Origin of the sequence: Kribbella sp. NPDC050820 (assembly GCF_040653975.1) — a bacterium.
In the GTDB taxonomy this organism is placed as follows: Bacteria; Actinomycetota; Actinomycetes; order Propionibacteriales; family Kribbellaceae; genus Kribbella.
Genome location: NZ_JBFAHB010000029.1, coordinates 18,564 through 37,869 on the forward strand (window position 1 = coordinate 18,564; position 19,306 = coordinate 37,869).

General features: G+C 69.4%; 16 protein-coding genes. 11 read left to right on the top strand and 5 right to left on the bottom strand.

Going from position 1 to position 19,306, the window contains the following annotated elements:
• The first annotated feature begins 51 nt into the window (after positions 1 to 51).
• Positions 52 to 1,023: a zinc-binding dehydrogenase gene (locus tag AB0H36_RS23905; protein WP_360527319.1), complete on the top strand. Its 972-nt coding sequence runs from the start codon at positions 52 to 54 to the stop codon at positions 1,021 to 1,023.
• On the opposite strand, the gene AB0H36_RS23910 is transcribed toward AB0H36_RS23905, so the two are convergent.
• Positions 1,020 to 2,297, bottom strand: coding sequence for a GGDEF domain-containing protein (locus tag AB0H36_RS23910; protein WP_360527322.1), 1,278 nt, complete (start codon positions 2,295 to 2,297; stop codon positions 1,020 to 1,022). The genes AB0H36_RS23905 and AB0H36_RS23910 overlap by 4 nt on opposite strands.
• Positions 2,298 to 2,474: 177 nt before the next feature.
• Here AB0H36_RS23910 and AB0H36_RS23915 point away from each other — a divergent pair, with 177 nt between their 5' ends.
• The gene (locus tag AB0H36_RS23915; RefSeq protein WP_360527325.1) at positions 2,475 to 2,672 is read left to right on the top strand and encodes a DEAD/DEAH box helicase; all 198 of its coding nucleotides are present in this window, start codon (positions 2,475 to 2,477) and stop codon (positions 2,670 to 2,672) included.
• Positions 2,673 to 2,708: 36 nt separating this feature from the next.
• Here the strand turns inward: AB0H36_RS23915 and AB0H36_RS23920 are convergent, their stop codons facing one another.
• A complete protein-coding gene (locus AB0H36_RS23920; protein WP_360527328.1) occupies positions 2,709 to 3,995 on the bottom strand; it encodes an MFS transporter in 1,287 nt (428 codons plus the stop codon).
• A gap of 384 nt (positions 3,996 to 4,379) precedes the next feature.
• Between AB0H36_RS23920 and AB0H36_RS23925 the strand changes: the two genes are divergently transcribed.
• The 3 genes from AB0H36_RS23925 to AB0H36_RS23935 all read left to right on the top strand — a co-directional run bounded on the left by AB0H36_RS23925 (position 4,380) and on the right by AB0H36_RS23935 (position 8,706).
• The gene (locus AB0H36_RS23925) at positions 4,380 to 6,944 is read left to right on the top strand and encodes an MXAN_6230/SCO0854 family RING domain-containing protein (protein ID WP_360527331.1); all 2,565 of its coding nucleotides are present in this window, start codon (positions 4,380 to 4,382) and stop codon (positions 6,942 to 6,944) included.
• A 106-nt stretch (positions 6,945 to 7,050) separates the two neighbouring features.
• Positions 7,051 to 7,599, top strand: coding sequence for a hypothetical protein (locus AB0H36_RS23930; RefSeq protein ID WP_360527334.1), 549 nt, complete (start codon positions 7,051 to 7,053; stop codon positions 7,597 to 7,599).
• A 129-nt stretch (positions 7,600 to 7,728) separates the two neighbouring features.
• On the top strand, positions 7,729 to 8,706 hold the full coding sequence (locus AB0H36_RS23935) for a type IV toxin-antitoxin system AbiEi family antitoxin domain-containing protein (protein WP_360527337.1): 978 nt from the start codon (positions 7,729 to 7,731) through the stop codon (positions 8,704 to 8,706).
• Between the two features lie 45 nt (positions 8,707 to 8,751).
• On the opposite strand, the gene AB0H36_RS23940 is transcribed toward AB0H36_RS23935, so the two are convergent.
• The 3 genes from AB0H36_RS23940 to AB0H36_RS23950 are packed head-to-tail and all read right to left on the bottom strand — an operon-like array spanning position 8,752 to position 12,600.
• Positions 8,752 to 10,140 carry an ATP-binding protein gene (locus AB0H36_RS23940; RefSeq protein ID WP_360527340.1) on the bottom strand — a complete coding sequence of 463 codons (1,389 nt, stop codon included), beginning with the start codon at positions 10,138 to 10,140 and terminating at the stop codon, positions 8,752 to 8,754.
• Entirely contained in the window at positions 10,140 to 11,789 is a 1,650-nt protein-coding gene (locus tag AB0H36_RS23945) for an FAD-dependent oxidoreductase (protein WP_360527343.1), read from the bottom strand. The genes AB0H36_RS23940 and AB0H36_RS23945 overlap by 1 nt, the downstream gene beginning before the upstream one ends.
• 52 nt (positions 11,790 to 11,841) lie before the next feature.
• The gene (locus tag AB0H36_RS23950; RefSeq protein WP_360527346.1) at positions 11,842 to 12,600 is read right to left on the bottom strand and encodes a FadR/GntR family transcriptional regulator; all 759 of its coding nucleotides are present in this window, start codon (positions 12,598 to 12,600) and stop codon (positions 11,842 to 11,844) included.
• A gap of 194 nt (positions 12,601 to 12,794) precedes the next feature.
• Between AB0H36_RS23950 and AB0H36_RS23955 the strand changes: the two genes are divergently transcribed.
• The 6 genes from AB0H36_RS23955 to AB0H36_RS23980 are packed head-to-tail and all read left to right on the top strand — an operon-like array spanning position 12,795 to position 19,306.
• A complete protein-coding gene (locus AB0H36_RS23955; RefSeq protein WP_360527349.1) occupies positions 12,795 to 14,306 on the top strand; it encodes an ABC transporter substrate-binding protein in 1,512 nt (503 codons plus the stop codon).
• Positions 14,307 to 14,316: 10 nt separating this feature from the next.
• Positions 14,317 to 15,267: an ABC transporter permease gene (locus tag AB0H36_RS23960; RefSeq protein ID WP_360527352.1), complete on the top strand. Its 951-nt coding sequence runs from the start codon at positions 14,317 to 14,319 to the stop codon at positions 15,265 to 15,267.
• Positions 15,264 to 16,082 (top strand): ABC transporter permease, encoded by an 819-nt coding sequence (locus AB0H36_RS23965; protein ID WP_360527355.1) that lies wholly within the window; start codon positions 15,264 to 15,266, stop codon positions 16,080 to 16,082. The genes AB0H36_RS23960 and AB0H36_RS23965 overlap by 4 nt, the downstream gene beginning before the upstream one ends.
• Positions 16,079 to 17,035: an ABC transporter ATP-binding protein gene (locus AB0H36_RS23970; RefSeq protein WP_360527358.1), complete on the top strand. Its 957-nt coding sequence runs from the start codon at positions 16,079 to 16,081 to the stop codon at positions 17,033 to 17,035. Before AB0H36_RS23965 ends, AB0H36_RS23970 begins: the two co-directional genes overlap by 4 nt.
• Positions 17,028 to 17,873, top strand: a complete 846-nt coding sequence (locus tag AB0H36_RS23975; protein WP_360527361.1) for an ATP-binding cassette domain-containing protein — start codon at positions 17,028 to 17,030, stop codon at positions 17,871 to 17,873. The genes AB0H36_RS23970 and AB0H36_RS23975 overlap by 8 nt, the downstream gene beginning before the upstream one ends.
• The gene (locus AB0H36_RS23980) at positions 17,870 to 19,306 is read left to right on the top strand and encodes an aldehyde dehydrogenase family protein (RefSeq protein WP_360527364.1); all 1,437 of its coding nucleotides are present in this window, start codon (positions 17,870 to 17,872) and stop codon (positions 19,304 to 19,306) included. The genes AB0H36_RS23975 and AB0H36_RS23980 overlap by 4 nt, the downstream gene beginning before the upstream one ends.

Genomic DNA, 19,306 nt, shown 5'->3' on the forward strand with positions numbered 1-19,306 from the left:
CAACACAAGTTCAGGTTGCAGCCTCGGAGATCCACAGCAAAGGGAGAAACCATGCGAGCAGCGACAGTCACCGAGTTCGGCAGCGCGGACGTCATCGAGACCCAGGACTGGCCGGACCCCGTCCCAGGCCCCGGCGAGGCACTTGTCGAGGTCGCGGTCGCCGACGTCATCTTCGTCGAGACCGCCATCCGCCAGGGCCACCACAGCCAGTACTTCGACGTGAAAACGCCCTACGTGCCAGGCAGTTCGCTCGCCGGCACCGTTCGTGACGTCGGACCGGACGTACCGGAGAGCTGGGTCGGCAAGACCGTCCTGGGCCGTGCCTCCGGCTTCGGCGCCCACGCCGAGCTTGCAGTGGCCACCGGCTTGATCGAGGTGCCACCAGAGCTCAACCTGGAGACCGCGATCGCGGTCGCAGGCGACGGCCAGACCGCACTCATGCTGGAGGACCTCGCGCCGCCGATGCAGGGCAAGGAGGTGCTCGTCACCGCCTCCGCCGGCGGCATGGGCCTGCTCCTGATCCAGCTCGCACACCGGGCCGGCGCACACGTCATCGCCGCCGCGCGCGGCCAGGCCAAACTCGACCTCAGCAAGGCCCAGGGCGCCGACGTCGTGATCGACTACTCCAAGCCCGGCTGGGAGAAGCTGGTGCTAGAGGCAACGGACAACCAGGGCGCGGACATCGTCTTCGAAGGCGCCGGCGGTCAGCTCGGCGCGACCGCGTTCACTGTGGTCAAGGACGGCGGCTGGTTCTCCGCGCACGGCGCCCCGAGCGGAGGCTTCGCCGCCTACGACCCCGACGAGGCAGTACGGCGCAGCGTCACGGTGAAGGGCATCAACGACCTCAGAGCCGACACGACCACGACGACGATCACAGCCGCCGACGTGATCGCCAGAGCCGTGGCCGGCGACCTCAAGCCCGTGGTGGACAAGGTCTACGACCTGGACCACGTGGCTGACGCCCACAGGGCCCTGGAGCAGCGCACGCTACTCGGCAAGGCCCTGATCAGGGTCAGGAGCTAGTCGCCGACCGGCTGGTCGGAGTGGTCGGTGACAGCAGGCGGGGTCGGGCGGGCTGCGACGATGCGGTTGCGCCCGTCCCGCTTCGCACTGAGCAGTGCGTTGTCCGCCGCCAGCACCAGCTGGTCCATGGTGTCCGCGACATCCGGGTAGACCGCGGCGCCGAACGACGCCGGTACGCCGGTGATCACCGCAGTAGAAGCCGTGACCGTGTCCACTGACACGCTCAGCGTGCTGAGCCGGTCGCGGATTCGCTCGGCGACCTCGAGCACCTCAGTCTCCGAGGCACCCGGCAGCAGCACCGCCAGCTCGTCTCCGCCGACCCGTGCGACCAGGTCGCCCTGCCGGACTTCGGCACGCACGCTCTCACCGACCGCACGCAGCGCCTGGTCCCCAGCCGGGTGGCCGTAGGTGTCGTTGATCTCCTTGAACTTGTCCAAGTCGAGCATCAGCAGGCCCACCGAGCTGCGCAGCGTCTCCGCACGCGCCAGCTCAGCCGGTACGGCGCTGGCCCAGTACGCCGGAGTCGCCAGACCGGTCTTCACGTCCGTGCCGGCGGCCCGCTGGAACTGCGGCAGCAGCAGGTCGCGGTGCAGCGCCAGCACCGTCACCATCAGGATCGGCACCACCCACGGGTACGACGCCTGCAGCGCGGCAACCGCCACACCGAGTCCAAGACCGGCCACCACGACGAGCTGGTCGGCGAGGTCGCCCAGCGCGCCACGGGCGGTGGCGTCGGGGGAGGACAGCAGGATCGCGCCGATCACCAGCGCGAAGTTCACCAGCCACCAGGTCGCGGCCGCACCGATCACGACCAACAGCGTCCACGGCCCGGTCGGCACCCGCGGCTCGGTCAGCAGACCGCCTCCGCGCAGCACACCGGCGGCGGCAGCGCTGGCCAGGATGAACGTGCTCGCCGAGAACACCTTGCGGTGCGCGATGGTCCGCCCGTAGACCCGGATCCAGGAGTAGCCGTAGGACACGACGATCAGCGCGACCACCAGGCTGAGCGGGAGCAGCAGCAGGCCCGCGAAGACCCACAGGCTCTTCAGGTTGGTGTACGGCGAAGTGTTCGCCGCCATCTCGCGTCGGCGCTCGATTCCGCGGGCAGACTCCAGGTGTAGCACCGAGGCGGCCGCCAGCACGGCGAAGGCGACCCACTCGGTCGGCCTGACGCCGGTTCGGGCGCCGGAGATCGTCGAGGCCAGAGCCAAGGCGGTGATCGTGACTGCAATCGCGTCCACGCCGAGCACATAGCTCAGCGCAGGACGGGGCAACGACCAGAGCTTCCATCGGCGGGGTGGCACCCAATTGCTCCGACCGATCAGAATCATGGTGGCCTCACACGGATCGACCTGAACGGTTATTCCGTAATAGTAACTGCCTGTTCACGCGAGGTCATCCCCAGGCCCGCGGAAATCCATCTGACGATGGCGACGGAAGGATCCAGCACCATGTCGAAGATCAGCACCGGCAACGAGTGGTTCAACGGCGGCAACGAGTGGTTCACCGGCCCCGGCAACGAGTGGTTCCACGGTGGGAACGAGTGGTTCCACGGCGGGAACGAGTGGTTCACGCAGAGTGGCAACGAGTGGCTGCGGCAGTCGGGTCGATCCGGTAACGAGTGGTTCACCACCGGTAACGAGTGGTGATCTGACGCTCATTGCCGAAATTTCTTTACCGACATTTTACGAAGCCCGTCCGGGGATATTCCCTGAATCTCCGGACAGCTCGTCCGGCGCCAATGTGGCGGCGCCGGTCCCGGGCCGGCGGGCCCGTGTCCAGGCGATGCCCGCCGCCAGGGCCGCCAGCGCGCCGACGGCGCCCATGACACCCAGCGCGAACGACGGCGAGTACTGGTCCGCGATCAGTCCGGCCAGCAGGATGCCGAGGCCCTGACTGCCCTTCAGTGCCATGCTGGCGACTCCGAAGGCCTGCCCGCGCTGTCCGTCCGGCACTGCCTGCACGAAGGCTGCGCTGGTCGGTAGGTGGTAAGCCGACGCCATGCCGGACAGGGCCCACAGTGCCACCGTCGGCAGCAGCCCTGGCGCGAAGAACGACGCGATCAGCGGCGCACAGGCCAGCACGGCCAGCGGGCCGAGGAATCCCATCCGTTTCTCCGGCGGCCACAACGTGATCAGCCACATGCCGGCCACAGCCCCGGCTGGGCTTGCTGCCAGCAGCAGACCCGCAGCCTCCGGCCCTCCACCGATCTCATGCGCGTAGGGGACGGCCAAGCCCTCTACGGTCACGTAGAACCCGGCGATCGTCGCCAGCACGATCAGCGCACGCAGCTTCGGCGTACGGACGACCAGGGTGAAGCCGGCGGTGAGGTCCTTGAAGTAGCTGCTCTGTGGCGCATTTGTGCCACGAGCTGGCACCGGGCGGCTCTTTACGCCAAAGGCGATGAGAGCTGCGGACAGCAGGAAGGTCGCGGAGTCCAGCAGGAGGCCGCCGGACGTGCCCACTGCGACCACGATCACGCCGCCGGTCCCGAAGCCCAGCACCTGGCTGAACTGGACGACCATGTCGTTCGCAGCCTTGCCCAGCACGTAGTGGTCGCCAGGCAGTACGGCGGGGAGCGTCGCGGCCCGTGCGGCATTGAAGGGCGACCCGAACGCCTGCAGTCCGAGCAGGAGAACGATGACGACCAGCAGCGGCAGCGCCTGAATCGCCATGGCTGCAACGAGAACTGCCCGCGCCAGGTCGGTGACGATCATCACAGCGCGGCGGGGGTAGCGGTCGGCGAACCCGGCCAGCAACGGCCCGAACAGCAGGTCGGGCACGTAGGTCAGCGCATAGGTCAGTGCGGTGAGGCCGGCGGAGTTGGTGCGGTCGAAGACCAGCACGGACAGCGCGACCCGGGCCAGCTGGTCGCCCGCGACGGACAACACACCGGCCAGGAACAGCGCACGGAACTCCGCATGGCCGAAGACATCGCGCCAGCGGGCACGCTCGATCACCCCACCCTCCATACCAAGACCTTAACCACAATCCGTGTCCTGACACCTCCCGCCTGTAACTGAAAGGGTTTCCCTCCGCGGGATTCCGGCTGGTTCAAAGGTTTGTTCGCGGCGGATCAGTGCCAGATCGTGAACCCGGTGGCGCCCCGTTTGGATGAACGTTCTACTCTGGAGATCTCCGGTACCGGGGTCTGGGCGGGGCGGCCCCGACCCTGGTACCGGAGCTCTTTATGTCCGGCCCCTGCGGCGACCGAAAACTGTCGGTGGCGCCCGGTAGCGTTCTTCTTGCCAGGGGCGGCTCCTGGACGTGCTTCCTTCTCCTTCACCAGGCCAAGTAGCGCGTCCGCTCTCCGCCCCTGGCGCGTTCATCCACGAGCCCTGCCGGGAGGAGCCGTCATGCCGGACGAACACGCGCACGCCGCCGTACTGCTGCGCCGCCGCCGCATGGTCGACCCGGCCGGCCTGACTCCTCCAGTGCGGCGTTCTGCGTGGCAGTGGCTGCGTCGTCCGCTGACCATCCAGTCGGGGCTGTCCGCGCTGCAGGCTGACCTGGTCCAGCGCGGCTTCCTGCTGTCGGTCGGGCTGTACCGGCACTGTTCCGGCCTGTCTGCGCCCGCGCTCGCCGGCTTCGGTCGGGCGTTGCTCGACCTGCTCGACGCAGAGTCCGGCCACGACCAGCAGCACGTGCCGTTGTTCCGCGGTTTCCCGGAGAGCGTGCCGGGCAACACCGAGGCCTTCTACATCAACAGGATCTTCGCGCGGTTGCTGCAGGAGCCCGAGCAGCCCTGCGTGCTCTGCGGCGACGCCAAGTCGGTCCGCGCGGTCTCACCCTGCGCCCACCTGGTCTGCCGGACGTGCTGGGACGGGGCCGACTTCAGTGCGTGCCCGCTGTGCCTGCGCCGGATCAACCCTAACGACCCGTTCCTGAAGCCGTCGTTCGACGATGTGCAGGCCGCGCACGTGCGGTCGGACCGCCTGCGGTTGCTGACCCTCGCTCCGGCAGATGCGCTGCAGTCGACAGTCACTGCTCTGCTGGTACGGCGCTCGCCGCTGTCCGCAGCCGATCGCGCCGACCTGCTGGTGCTGCTCGCCGACGCCGACCCGTCCTGGCTGCCCGACGAGATCCCGGTCCGGGAGACGCGTGCGCTCGTACTGGCTCGTTTCCTCGCCGACCACCCCGAGCTGATCGACCGCACCGGGACGGCCACCGACGTGCTGCGCCTGCTGTACGCGCTGATGGACGCCGACCCGGGGCTGCGGACGCCACCGCTCCGGCGGAAGTCGTTGCCGCGGGCAACACGGCGACTCGTGCTGGCCCGGCTCGACCGGCTGCCGGCGGAGACGCTGATCGAGGACCTGCGCCGACACGAGCGGGCCTGGAAGCGGATCGCGGAGAACCTGCACCCGTTCGAGTTCGCGAACCGTCATCCGCTCGCCGCGCTCGCGTTTGCGGTGCTCCGCCGTACCGACGTGGACCTGAGCACCGCGGCCGGGCGTGCCGTCGCGGAGGAGGCCGCGCGGCATCCCTTTGTGCGTCTGGAGGGAGGGCGGCTGACGACCAGCACCTTCGCGTCCAGGGTCGAGGCCGCGTTGGAGTCCCGCCCAGCGCATGCGCTCGACCTGCTGCGGCAGCGGCCCGGAGACCTGGTACGGCGCCTGGTCCACCTGGCGCGCGTGTTGCCGGCCGATCAGCACGGTGCGCTGGTCGACGCGCTGACGACCGTGGTCTCGGATGTATCGCCGGTGGTGCTGACGGCGGCGCTCGGTCAGGTCCGTACGCCGCCGGGCGATCTGCGGCTGTTCTTCCCGCGAGGTGGGACCGCGCGGATCTGGACGAAGGTCGACGACCGCGAGCCGCTGCCGGCCGAGCTGGCCTCCGCGCTGTCCGACGTGCTGGTCGGCGAAATGTTGCGGCGGGCAACGGATCTGCCGCGGTTGCGGCGGGTGTTCCTGGACGAGGAGCTGGCCCGGCTCGCCGCGCCCGGTTCGGAGCGGAGCGCGTCGTCGACGCTGCTGCGGATGACGCGGGGGAGCGCGGTCCCGATCCCGCAGGACGAGCTGCTGCGGTTGTTCCTGCACTGGGTCGAGCCGACCGGGCGGCGGGTGGATCTCAACCTGTCGGTCGCGGTGTTCGACCAGGAGTGGGGCTTCGTCGGGCTATGCGACTACACCCGGCTGCGGTTCGACCAGGACGCGCTGGTGCACTCGGGTGACCTGACCTCGGCGCCGGGGCCGCACGGGTCGACCGAGTTCGTCGACCTGGACCTGCGGGCGGTGCGGCGGGTCGGCGGGCGGTACGTGCTGCCGGTGGTGTTCAGCTACAACAACGTCCCGTTCGACGAGCTCGAGCGCGGGTTCGTCGGCGTGATGCGGCAGCCGACCGGGCTGTTCGACCCGGCCGCGGTCGACGAGCGATTCGACCTGGCCGGTCCGGCCAAGATCCTGCTCCCGTTCGGCGTCGACCTGCAGACCAAGGACCTGCGCTGGTACGACGTCAACCTCAGCGCGGCCGGCTACGGCCACAACATCGCGCGGTACGGCGGTCACCTGGCGCTGATGGCGGCAACGATGGAGGACGTGCACGGCTCCGGCGACCGGGTCAGCCTGTGGGAGATCGGCTGCTGGCACGCGGCCGCGCGGACCGACGAGGTCGTTGTCCGCTGTGCGGACGGCTCGGTGGTCGGCTACCTGCGGGATCCGGCTGAGGATCTCTCGGTTTTCGCCCGCCGGCTGACCGCCCGCCTGCAGCCCGACCGCGTCTGGGACCAGGACGCGGCGGATCGCGCCGACTTCGCCGCCGTACTCACTGCCGACATCACGCCGCGCGTCGGTGCGCAGGTCTTCGCGCTGCATCCGCAGCTGCTGGACCCGGCGACCCACACGCTCATCGACGCGCCGCAGCTGCTGAGCGCGCTGGCTCCCGACACCCGGGCCCACGCTCCCGCGGCCCTGCCGAGCTGAGGATCGGCTGAGAGGACTTTGACAATTCTGTGACGCTGCGGTGCCGGATGCTTTGGCTGGCCGCGCTGCGGGGGTACAACGGAATTGACCGCGAAGGGAGCCACGAATGACGTATGACGTGGTGGTGCTCATCGAGCGGGAGATGAGCGAGGGCGACGCGCGCCGCGTTGCCGCCCTGCACGCAAGGTACGAAGAGCCAGTCGACTACCACCTGCTCGTCTCCAGTCATCCGGAGAGCGCGCTCGGTGGTCCGATGGCGTTGCTGGGGTCGACGTTCGCTGACGTGGCCGGGATGACCGGCTCCGCGGCCGTGGTCGGTTCCGCCACCGCGCCGTCGGCCCGGGTCAGCCCGCCGCCCGCGCCGAGCCGAACGCCGACAGCCACGCTGGCCGACCCCGATGTCGACCTGGCCTCGGTGATCGAACACAGTTCGCGCTACCTGCGGCAGGCCAGCGGCTACCCGGTCAACGTGGCGATCACGCACGGCGAGGTCCTGCTGGCGCTCCAGACCCTGGTCAAGAGCACCAACAGCCACGAGGTCGTCGTGGTGGCCTGGCCGGAGACCGCAGCCAGGTTCCTCTGCTCCGACTGGACCACCAAGGCCCGCAAGGCCCTCAAGGTCCCCCGCGTCCGAATCCTCGAGCACGACACCTGAGCCTGCTGGCGGGGTCTTTGACCACTGACGCGCTGTAACCCGCCAGCGGTCGAACAACCTGTCGCTGCGTCATCCACAGAATTGAACTCGCGTGCGCCAGGTGTCCGTGGGTGCGGCATGTTGTCGGGTGTGAACGGGAAGCTTGCAGTGATTGCCGCTGCGCGCGGCGGATGGTTCGACCGGGACGACGTACTAGCGGCGGGGTACTCCGATGCCGAGATTCGGAGCCGGGTGGCTGCCGGGCAGTGGGTTCGCCTGACCCGGGGTGCCTACGCCGAGCCGAGCCCCGAGGTCAAGTCGCTGGCGCCATGGGACCGGGAGGTCTGGCGGCACGTTCGTACGGCCAAGGCTGTCTACCGTCGGCTGCGCGGACGCGCCGTCGTGAGCCATCAGTCGGCACTGCTGTTGCACGGCATCGCGGTGTCGGAACTCGACTTGGCGCGGGTGCAGTTGACCAGGCTGAGGGGATGCGGTCGGTCCGGTGAGACAGTGTGCCAGCACGCGGCAAGCCCACCGGTCCGCGAGTGGGTCGAAGCCGGGGACGTACGGACAACGACACCCGCGCGGGCGGTTGTTGAGGCGGTTCGGGCGGCGGCCTATCCGGTCGGAGTGTCCGTGGTGGATCTGGCGCTGCGACTGCGAGTGGTGACGACGGAGCAGTTGACCGAGGCTCTCGACCTGTTCGCCGGCCGGGCCGGCATCCGGACGGCCACGCGGGCCGTGGAGTTCGGCGATGGCCGGGCGGAGTCGGTCGGGGAGTCGAGGCTTCGGGTGCTGCTGGCGAACCTCGGGTTCTCGGCCCCTGTCCCGCAGGCCGAGATCCGTGACCCCGGTGGCCACTTGGTGGCCCGAGTCGACTTCCTCCTGGACGACTGGGGCGTGGTGGTCGAGTTCGATGGCGCCGTGAAGTACGGCGATGGTTCTCCGGCCGCCCTCATCGCCGAGAAGGTCCGCGAGGACCGCCTCCGCGACCTCGGCTACGAGGTCGTCCGCGTCACCTACTCCGACCTTGCCCGCCCCACCGCACTCCAGACCCGCCTCAGCAGGGCCATCAACCGCTCGCGCCGGTCGTCGGTACTTGGTTATGTCACCACTAGCGCGCTGTAGCACGCCATCGGTCAAACAACCCGCCAGCTGCGGCGGACGAGCGGATCATCGGGCCGGCTGATGCGGCAGCCGGACCGACAAGGTCGTCTCGCCTGGGTGGGACGTGATGGTGATCGTGCCGCCGTGGTGTTCGGCGACGATGCGTTGGGCGATGTCGAGGCCTAGTCCGGTGCCCTTGCCGACCTCCTTGGTCGTGTAGAAGGGCTCGAAGGCACGCGCGATCACCTGCGGCGGCATGCCGGGTCCGGTGTCGGTGAACTCGACGACGATCCGGTCGCCGTCGGTGCGCGTGCTGATCCGCAGCGTGCCGGTGCCCTCCATCGCGTCGACCGCGTTGTCGATCAGGTTCGTCCACACCTGGTTGAGCTCACCGGCGTACGCCTCGATCCGGGGGACGTCGGCGCCGTACGCGCGGATCACCTCGATCCCGTCGCGGAGCTTGTGGCCGAGCATGACGAGTGTGCTCTCGATGCCTTCGGTGACGTCGATCGTCTGCAGTGAACTGCGGTCCATCTGCGAGTACGAGCGGACGGCCGCGACGAGCTCGGTGATCCGCCGGGTCGACTCCTTCACCTCGCCGAGCAACGTCGACACGGCGAGCGTGCTCGCCACCCACTCGAGCCCAGGCTGCAAGGCCTCGCCGAGCACCTCGGCCGCACGCTCACACCACGCGACCGAGGCGCCGGCCGCGGCCAGCGGCGGCGCGATCAGCCAGTCCTTCTCGATTTCCTGCCGATCGAGCCATTCCGAGATCGTGTTCTCGGCGTCGGCCAGGTCGACGGGATCCGGCACCGCCGTACCAGAGGAGGTCAGCGCGAGCCGCAGCTCGTCGAGCTCGCTGAACTGAGTAGCCGTGATCTCGCCTTCCGCGAGGCCTTGGAGGGCGGACAACAACGAGGCGGCAGCGGTGTCGAGGGCACTGACGGATCGCGAAGCCGCCGCGGCGGGGTTGTTGATCTCGTGCGCCAACCCGGCCGCCAGCGTACCCAGCGTGATCAGCGCGTCCCGCTGCCGCGCGGTCGACTCGATCGCGCGCGCGGTCCCGTACACGCCCTTGATCAGGTGCCCGGCGAGCGGGAACCAGTCGTCGATCCGGTCCCGCAGTACGGCGGCCGGCACCCGGAGCACCCGTCCTTCGGCGATTCCGCGACCGCTCGCGAGGTAGACGCCGTGCTCATCCCAGGCCCGGAACCCACCGGCCCACCGACCCGGTACGTCGATCTTGCCCATCACGGTGTCCTCGCGCCCGATCTGGCGGTGCAGCGCGATCGCACCCTCCACGAGCACCCACCAGAAGTCGGCCGGCTCGCCCTCGTGGAACAAGGTCACGCCGGGCTCGACCGGGACCTCGGTGCTGCCCGCGATGAGCTCGCCCAGCTGCTCGTCGGTCACGCCGGCGAAGAGCGGGATCCCGCGCAAGTCCCCGGTGTCCATCAGACGGTCGCAAGGTAGCGGTGGACGAGGTAGACCGACATCGCGCCCTCGCCGACGGCGGACGCGACGCGTTTCATCGAGTCGAGCCGGACGTCGCCGGCCGCGAAGACTCCCGGCCGGCTCGTCTCCAGCGCGTACGGCGGGCGCGGCAGCTGCCAGCGGTCCATCGCGACCAGCTCCGGGCCGGTGACGACGAATCCCTTGCCGTCCCGGACCAGCGAGTCACCCAGCCAGTCGGTGCGCGGCGACGCCCCGGCGAACACGAACAACCAGCTCGACTGCACCTCCTCGACCCGTCCCGCGGAGCGCTCGACGAGAACCAGCGACTCCAGGTGACCGTCGCCGCCGCAGCCGATCACCTCGGTCCGGCAGCGGATCTCGATGTTCGGGGCGGCGGAGATCTTGTCGACCAGGTAGCGCGACATCGAGGTGGTCAGCGTTTCGCCGCGGACCAGGAGCACGACTCGCTTGGCGTAGCGGGCGAGGTTCAGCGCTGCCTGACCGGCTGAGTTCGCGGCGCCGACGATGTACACCTCGTCGCCCTGGCACTGAGTCGCCTCGCTGGCCGTCGCGCCGTAGTACACGCCGCGGCCGGTGAAGGCGCTGAGGCCGTCGACGTCCAGGCTGCGGTACGAGACGCCGGTCGCGACGATCACCGAACGGGCCTCGATCTCGCCGGACTCCTCGAGCAGTACGGCGTGCACCGGACCGCGGGACTCGAGTCCGACGACACTGCGTGCGAGCACCATCTCGGCACCGAACCGGGAGGCCTGTGCGACGGCCCGGGCGGCGAGGTCGGAGCCCGTCAGCCCGCGCGGGAAACCGAGGTAGTTCTCGATCGCGGCGCTCAGTCCGGCCTGTCCGCCGGGGGCCTCGCGCTCGACGATGACCGTGCTCAGGCCTTCCGAGGCCGCGTAGACGGCAGCGGCCAGTCCGGCGGGTCCACCGCCGACGATGCAGACGTCGTACAGCGGCTGCTCGGCGCGGGTTCGCAGGCCGAGGGCGGAGGCGAGGTCGATCGTGGACGGCGCGCGGAGGGTGTCGCCGTCGGGGACCAGGACCAGTGGCAGGTCGTTGTCGGAGGCATCGGCCAGGTCGCGGAGCCGCTTCCCCTCGGCGTCGCGCTCCACGTCGTACCAGCGGTACGGCACGTGGTTGCGGGCCAGGAACGTCTTGATCTCGTGGGCCCGGTCGGACCACCGGTTGCCGACCACCCGTACGTCGGAGGTGTGCTCGGGGTTGGCCTGCTGCCAGTCGCCCAGCAGGTCGTCGACGATCGGGAACAGCTGGTCCTCCGGCGGATCCCACGGCTTGAGCAGGTAGTAGTCCAGACCGATGTCGTTGATCGCCTTGATGGCCACGTCGGTGTCGGCGTATGCGGTGAGCAACAAGTACTTCGCGGTGGGTGCTTGTTCGCGGGCGCGTTCGAGCAGTTCGATGCCGGTCATGCCGGGCATCCGCTGGTCGGTCGCGATCATTGCGATCGGCTGGTTACGCAACGCGAGTTTCGTCAACGCTGCCAGGGCTTGCGCGCCCGAGGTCGCCTTCACGACCAGGTAGTCGTCGCCGTACCGCCGGCGCAGATCACGGGAGATGGCCGCCGAGACCATCGGGTCGTCGTCGACGGTGAGAATCGCTGGCTTGGTCACCCGGTGCCCCCCACAGCAGTGAACCGATCACGCCAGCATGACACGCTACTGCCTAGTCGTCGATCAGTGCGCGAAGGGTTTCGCGGTCCTCGTCGGGGACGTAGCTCGCGTAGTAGTCGTACATGTTCTGCCGGGCGATCCGGGCCGCCGCGTGACCGTTGCCGGCGCGGATCGCGTCCACCACCTCGGCGTGGTGCTGGAGCGACTCGAGCATCAGGGCGCGGCTGTTGCCGGCGTGCGCGATCTTGTCCGAGATCAGGCTGAGCACGACACCGCGGACGACCTCGTTGCAGGTCTGGATCAGTGAGTTGCGGCTGATCTGCGCGATCACGTCGTGGAAGGCCAGGTCGGCCTCGCCGAAGGCGGCGAAGTCGACGTCGATCGCGGCCCGCATGGCCACCAGCGTCTCCTCCATCTCGGTCAGCTGCTCGGGGGTGCGGAGCCGGGACGCGACCTGGATCGCGGCGCCGTCCATGATCATCCGGAAGCCGATCAGCTCGCTCAGGGTCAGCTCGTCGACGCGGGCCAGCCGGACCAGTTGCTTGCGCAGCGCGGCCTGCGAGAACGGCAGGATCTCCGGCCCGTTCGGGTCGCCCGGGCGGGACCGGACGACGCCGTTGCTCTCCAGCACCCGCAGCGCCTCGCGCACCGTCGACCGGCTGACCTCGAACTGCGCGACCAGCTCACGCTCGCTCGGCAGCCGCTGGCCGGGAGCGAGGTCACCGCGGATCAGCGCCTCCTCGACCTGCTCGACGATCCGCTGGTACGCGCGGACAGGCTGCACCGGCTCGAATCGCGGACTCTTGGTCATTCCGGAGCACCCCAATCGCTTGACAGACCCCTGCGTAGCGACAAACCTAGTGGACCACTGACACCTAGTCCACTGGTCGGACCAGTCACAGCTGTACGGCGAACTCGCCGGAGTGGCGTGGCCCCGTTCAGCGGACTCCGCACAGATCGCCAGAATGCGGCGAGCACACAGCCGGCAGCCCTGGAGGAGTTCGCGTGAAGTCGTCGTATCGGAAACGGGCGGTGGCGCTGGTCGCCTCCGCAGCTCTCCTGGTCCTGACCGCCTGTTCGGCCGGATCCACCGCGACGCCCGGCAGCTCGCCGGGTGGCGACCAGTCGCTGTCGATCGGCCTGGTCGCGGAGCCGGCCAGCCTCGACTTCACCACCACCGACGGCGCCGCGATCCCGCAGGCGCTGCTCGGCAACGTGTACGAGCGCCTGGTCAAGCAGGACGACTCCGGCAAGATCGTGCCGGAGCTCGCGAAGTCCTGGACGCTCTCGCCGGACCGCAAGACCTACACGTTCGACCTGGTCGACAACGCCAAGTTCACCAACGGCAAGCCGTTCACCGCGGCCGACGCGGTGTTCAGCATCAACCGGGTGAAGACCGCCTGGACGACCTCGCTGGCGGCGGCGATGGACGTCGTACAGGAGGCCAAGGCGCTGTCGCCGACGCAGTTGCAGGTGACGCTGTCGAAGCCGAGCAACGGCTGGCTGTTCCGGATGACGACCCGGATCGGCGCGATGTTCTCCGAGACCGGGGTGAGCGCGCTGGCGACCGCGCCGATCGGCACCGGGGCGTTCAAGTTCTCCAAGTGGAACCGCGGCGACTCGATCGTGCTGCTGCGCAACGACGACTACTGGGGCACGAAGCCGTTCTTCAACCAGATCACGCTGAAGTACTTCAAGGACGCGACGGCGCTGAACAACGCGCTGCTGACCGGGACGATCAACGTGATCGGCACCGTGCAGGCGCCGGAGGCGCTCAGCCAGTTCACCAGCAACGACAAGTACCAGGTGATCGAGGGGACGACGAACGGCGAGGTGCTGCTGTCGTTCAACAACTCCGAGCCGATCTTCAAGGACGTCCGGACCCGGCAGGCGATCCGGATGGCGATCGACCACAAGGCCTTGCTCGACACCTGCTGGGCCGGTCGCGGGAAGCTGATCGGCAGCATGGTCCCGCCGACCGACCCGTGGTACGAGGACCTGACGAACGTCGCGCCGTACGACCAGGCCAAGGCGAAGTCCCTGCTGCAGGCATCCGGCGCGGCGGGTAAGACGCTGCGGCTGCGGCTGCCCACGCTTCCGTACGCGATCTCCTGCGGCCAGGTGGTGAAGAGCCAGCTGGAGCAGGCCGGGCTGAAGGTCGCGATCGACCAGCAGGAGTTCCCGGCGGCGTGGCTGACCACGGTGCTGAAGAACGCCGACTACGACATGTCGATCATCGCGCATGTCGAGCCGCGGGACCTGGGCTCTGTCTTCAACGCCAAGTACTACACCCGGTACGACGACCCGACGCTGCAGCAGTACCTGGCCGCGGCCGACGCCGGGGACGAGGCGGCGCAGGTCGACAACATGAAGAAGGCGGCCCGGCGGATCTCCGAGCAGGCCGCGGCCGACTGGCTCTTCCTGCTGCCGAACCTGATGGTCGCGGACAAGAACGTGAAGGGCCTGCCGCAGAACGCCATCACCGAGAACTTCGACCTGACCAAGCTCGCCCGCTGAGGACCGGCCGATGATCCTGCGCCTGATCGAACGGACCGCGGTGCTCGTGGTCAGTCTCGCGATCAGCTCGGTCCTGGTGTTCGCGTTCATGGCCGTGCTGCCCGGGGATCCGGCGCGGGTCGCACTCGGTGTGAACGCGACCGACGAGGCGGTCACGGAGCTGCGCCGCCAGTTCGGCCTGGACCGGCCGCTGCCGACCCAGTACTTCGACTGGATCGGCGGGCTGTTCCGCGGGGACTTCGGGACGTCGTACGTGTCGAAGGCCGAGATCGGGCCGCAGATCATCGACCGGTTCCAGGTGACGCTGTGGCTGGTGCTGGCCGGGATGCTCATCGCGCTGCTCGTCGCGGTGCCCGCCGGCACGATCATGGCCGCGCGGCACCGCAACGTCTCCGGGCTGGCGCTGTCCGCGCTGTCGCAGGTGGGCGTCGCCGTACCGGCGTTCCTGGCCGGAATCATGCTGATCATGGTGTTCGCCGTGAAGCTCGGCTGGCTGCCCGCGAACGGCTGGACACCACCGGCGCAGGATCCGGGCATGTTCCTGCAGCAACTCATCCTGCCGGCGTTGTCGCTCGGCCTGGTGCAAGGCGCCGTGCTGACTCGGTACGTGCGGAGCGCGGTGCTCGACGTACTGCGTGAGGACTATCTGCGGACCGCCCGTGCCAAGGGGCTGCGACCGTTCCCGGCGTTGTGGCGGCACGGGCTCCGCAACGCGGCGGTCCCGGTGGTGACCGTGCTCGGTCTTCAGCTCGCGACGCTGCTGATCGGAGCCGTCGTGGTGGAGCGGGTCTTCGTCATCCCCGGGCTCGGCAGCCTGCTGCTGGACGGGGTGTCGAACCGCGATCTGCTCGTGGTGCAGGACGTCGTGATGGTGCTCGTGATCGCCGTACTCGTGGTGAACTTCCTGGTCGATCTGCTGTACGTCGCCCTGGACCCGAGACTGCGGGTGGGATCGCGATGAGGCGGCTGAACCCGAGCCTGATCGCCGGCGGCGCGATCGTCGGCCTGATCGTGCTGATGGCGCTGGTGTCGTTCGTCTGGACGCCGTACGACGCCACCCTCGTCGACCCCGCGGTCCGGCTGGCCGAGCCGTCGTGGGAGCACTGGTTCGGGACCGACAAGTTCGGCCGGGACGTGTTCAGCCAGATCATGGTCGGCTCGCGGACCACTCTGTTCGTCGGGGTGGTCGCGGTCGGGGTGGCGGCGGTGATCGGTGTGCCGCTGGGGATCCTGGCGGCGATGTCGAAGCGGTGGTCGAGCGAGGTCATCATGCGCACCAACGACCTGCTGCTCGCGTTCCCGGCGCTGCTGCTGGCGATCATGTTCGGCGCGGTGTTCGGGTCCAGCACGCTGACGGCGATGATCGCGATCGGCATCGCGTCGGTGCCGAGTTTCGCCCGGGTGATCCGGAGCGGGGCGTTGCAGGTGATGCGGACCGAGTACGTGCTGGCGGCCCGCGCGGCCGGACGGCAGCCGTTCCCGATCGCCACCCGGCACGTGCTGCCGAACGTGTCCAGCCTGATCACTGTGCAGGCATCGGTGTCGTTCGCGATCGCGGTGCTGGCCGAGGCGGCCCTGTCGTTCCTCGGCTACGGGACGCCGCCGCCGACGCCGTCGTGGGGCCGGATGCTGCAGGAGAGCCAGGAGTTCCTGTTCACCGCACCGCGGCTGGCGATCTTCCCGGGCGTGGCGATCGCGATCGCCGTGCTGGGCTTCAACCTGCTCGGCGACGGGCTGCGGGACCGGTTCGACCCGAAGCTGGAGGACCGGCGATGAACGACGTACTCAGTGTTCGCGGGCTCACTGTCACCGTGCGGGACAAGACGCTGGTCTCGGATGTTGACCTGACCGTCGGGCCGGGGGAGCGGGTCGGGCTGATCGGCGAGTCCGGGTCGGGGAAGTCGCTGACCGCGTTGAGCGTGCTCGGGCTGCTGCCCGAGGACGTGACCGCCGCCGGGTCGGTCCGGGTGACCGGAGTCGACCACGACCTGATCGGCGCGGACGAACGGCGGATGTCGCGGGTCCGGGGCCGGCAGCTGGCGATGGTCTTCCAGGAGCCGATGACCGCGCTCAACCCGACGATGCGGATCGGCGACCAGATCGCGGAAGGGATGCTCATCCACCGGACGCGTTCGGGCCGGGGGACAGCCCGGGAAGCCGCGGCCGAGCTGCTCGACCGTGTCCAGCTGCCGACCGACACGCTGCGCGCGTACCCGCACCAGCTGTCCGGCGGCCAACGGCAGCGAGTCGTGCTGGCACTTGCCCTCGCCAACGATCCCGCCTTGCTGATCTGCGACGAGCCGACGACCGCGCTGGACGTCACCGTGCAGGCGCTCGTCCTGGACCTGATCGTCAAGGGCGTGGTCGCCCGTGAGGCGGCTCTCCTGTTCATCACCCACGACCTCGCCGTCGTCGCGACCGTCTGCGAACGCGTCCTGGTGATGTACGGCGGCCGCGTCGTCGAGTCCGGCCCGGTCGGTGAGGTGTTCACCCGGCCGCGGCACCGGTACACCGAAGGACTGCTCGCTGCCTCGGACCTGGAGACGACGGATCGGCGGCTGACCACGATCCCGGGCAACGTGCCGTCGGCCGGCCAGTTCCCGTCCGGCTGCGTGTTCCGGACCCGCTGCCGCCATGCGACCGACGTCTGCGCGACCACTCCGGACTGGAGCGGCACCGAGTCGACCGGATTCGCCTGCCACCACCCTGCGGAGGTCGCGCATGTCTGAGGTCGAGCCGGCCATCCAGCTGATTGACGTCGTGCGCAACTACACGCGTCCCCGGACGTCGCTGCTGCACGCGGCCCCCGTCGTCCACGCACTGCGCGGAGTGAACCTCGAGGTCAAGCCGGGCGAGCGCTTCGGCATCGTCGGCGAGTCCGGCTGCGGCAAGTCGACGCTGCTACGGATCATCGCGGCCCTCGACCAGGCCACCTCCGGCCACGTCGTCGTCGAGGGCACTGACATCACCCGACTGCCGGAGCGCCGGCTGCGATTCCTCCGTGAGAACCTGCAACTCGTCTTCCAGGACCCGATGAGCTCGCTCGACCCGCGGATGCGGGTCCGCGACATCATCGCCGAACCCCTTGTCGTGCAAGGGCATCCGGCCTCCGGGCAGCGGGTCCGCGAGCTGCTCGAGGCGGTCGGGCTGTCGGCCGACGCCGGCGACCGGTACCCGCACCAGTTCTCCGGCGGCCAGCGCCAGCGCATCTCGATCGCCCGCGCGCTCGCCCCGCGCCCGCGGATCCTGATCGCGGACGAGCCGGTCAGCGCGCTCGACGTCTCGGTCCGCGCGCAGGTGCTCAACCTGATCTCCGACCTCGTCGACGAGCTGAACCTGACCCTGGTGTTCGTCTCCCACGACCTGTCCGTGGTCAAGCACGTCTGCGACCGGGTCGCCGTGATGAACGCCGGCCAGATCGTCGAGACCGGCTTCACCGGCGACGTCTACGCCGCGCCTCAGCATCCCTACACCCAGCGCCTCGTCTCGGCGATCCCGACTCTGCACCGGGCGCTGGCCGGAGCCACCACCACCGACCTCCTCGCAGCGAAGGGAGCATCCGGATGAAGTATCCAGCCGGCCTGCCGATCGGACAGACCTGGGTCGAGGCGCCTGCCGCCGAGCCGGTGATCTTCCCGTACGACGGCTCGACGGTGACGGATGCCCCCGTCGGAGACGTGGACCTGGCGCGGCAGGCGCTCGACCACGCCCTCGCCGTACGCGAGGAGGTCGGCCGGCTTCCGTCGTACGTACGGCGGAACGCCTTGCAGAGCGTGCATGCGGCCATCTCGGCCGAGCGTGACGCGTTCGTCGACCTGCTGGTGCTGGAGACCGGGAAGCCGCTTGTCGACTGCCGGGTCGAGGTCGATCGCACGCTGTTGACGCTGGAGACCTCGGCCGAGGAGGTCGCGCGGCTGCACGGCGAGACCGTGCCGTTGGACCTGTTGCCGAGCGGGGACGGTCTGGTCGGGTTCTGGGTCCGGAAGCCGATCGGGGTGGTCATCGGCATCACCGGGTTCAACTATCCGTTGCTGCTGGCGTCGCACAAGATCGCGCCTGCGCTGGCGGCCGGGTGCCCGGTGATCGTGAAGCCGGCGCCGCAGACTCCGCTCGCGACGCTGTGGCTGGTGCACCTGATGCGGTCGGCGCTGCTGGAGGCCGGTGGGCCGGAGGCCGCCGTACAGCTGGTGACCGGGGGAGCCGATGTCGGTGTTGCGCTGACGACGGATCGCCGGGTCGGAGCGGTGTCGTTCACCGGATCCGCGGCCGTCGGGCACCGGATCGCCCGGGACGCGGCGCCGACGAAGGTGCTGCTCGAGCTCGGGTCGAACTCGGCGCTGATCGTTGCCGAGGACGCCGACCTCGACGCGGCCGCGGACGCGATCATCCGGGGCGGGTACTACGCGTCCGGGCAGGCCTGCATCTCGGTGCAGCGGGTGGTGGCCGTCGAGAGCGTGCGCTCCGCGCTGCTGGAGAAGCTGGACGAGCGACTGCCGTCGGTCGTGGTCGGCGATCCGCGCGACCCGGCGACGCGGGTGTCGGCGTTGATCGATCCGAAGTCGACGGCACGGGTTCGTACGTGGGTCGACGAGTCGGTCGCTGCTGGTGCCAAGGTCGCCTATGCCGCCGCGGCCTCGGCGGACCTGGGTCCGACTGTGCTCACCGACGTACCGGATGGTCAGTTGGCGTGGGACGAGGAGATCTTCGGGCCGGTGATCGCCGTACGGTCGGTGCCGGATCTGGAGACCGCGTTCGCCACGGTGAACGCGTCTCGGTATGGACTGCACGCGAGTGTGTTCACGTCCTCGCTGGACACCGCGTTCACCGCGATCGACCGGCTCGACGTCGGCGGGGTGGTGGTCAACGAGGTGCCCGGCTTCCGGTCCGACGTGATGCCGTACGGCGGTGTCAAGGACTCCGGCATCGGCCGGGAAGGACCGCGGTTCGCGATCGAGGAACTGACCACGACCCGGATGGCGATCATCCGCCCGAGGCCCTGA

What these genes read in the sequence shown, in the direction of transcription:
- AB0H36_RS23970 (WP_360527358.1), top strand. Translation starts at nt 16,079, where the DNA reads ATGAACGACGTACTCAGTGTTCGCGGGCTCACTGTCACCGTGCGGGAC.
- AB0H36_RS23940 (WP_360527340.1), bottom strand. Translation starts at nt 10,140, where the DNA reads ATGGACACCGGGGACTTGCGCGGGATCCCGCTCTTCGCCGGCGTGACC.
- AB0H36_RS23980 (WP_360527364.1), top strand. Translation starts at nt 17,870, where the DNA reads ATGAAGTATCCAGCCGGCCTGCCGATCGGACAGACCTGGGTCGAGGCG.
- AB0H36_RS23915 (WP_360527325.1), top strand. Translation starts at nt 2,475, where the DNA reads ATGTCGAAGATCAGCACCGGCAACGAGTGGTTCAACGGCGGCAACGAG.
- AB0H36_RS23920 (WP_360527328.1), bottom strand. Translation starts at nt 3,995, where the DNA reads ATGGAGGGTGGGGTGATCGAGCGTGCCCGCTGGCGCGATGTCTTCGGC.
- AB0H36_RS23930 (WP_360527334.1), top strand. Translation starts at nt 7,051, where the DNA reads ATGACGTATGACGTGGTGGTGCTCATCGAGCGGGAGATGAGCGAGGGC.
- AB0H36_RS23905 (WP_360527319.1), top strand. Translation starts at nt 52, where the DNA reads ATGCGAGCAGCGACAGTCACCGAGTTCGGCAGCGCGGACGTCATCGAG.
- AB0H36_RS23925 (WP_360527331.1), top strand. Translation starts at nt 4,380, where the DNA reads ATGCCGGACGAACACGCGCACGCCGCCGTACTGCTGCGCCGCCGCCGC.
- AB0H36_RS23975 (WP_360527361.1), top strand. Translation starts at nt 17,028, where the DNA reads ATGTCTGAGGTCGAGCCGGCCATCCAGCTGATTGACGTCGTGCGCAAC.
- AB0H36_RS23960 (WP_360527352.1), top strand. Translation starts at nt 14,317, where the DNA reads ATGATCCTGCGCCTGATCGAACGGACCGCGGTGCTCGTGGTCAGTCTC.
- AB0H36_RS23950 (WP_360527346.1), bottom strand. Translation starts at nt 12,600, where the DNA reads ATGACCAAGAGTCCGCGATTCGAGCCGGTGCAGCCTGTCCGCGCGTAC.
- AB0H36_RS23965 (WP_360527355.1), top strand. Translation starts at nt 15,264, where the DNA reads ATGAGGCGGCTGAACCCGAGCCTGATCGCCGGCGGCGCGATCGTCGGC.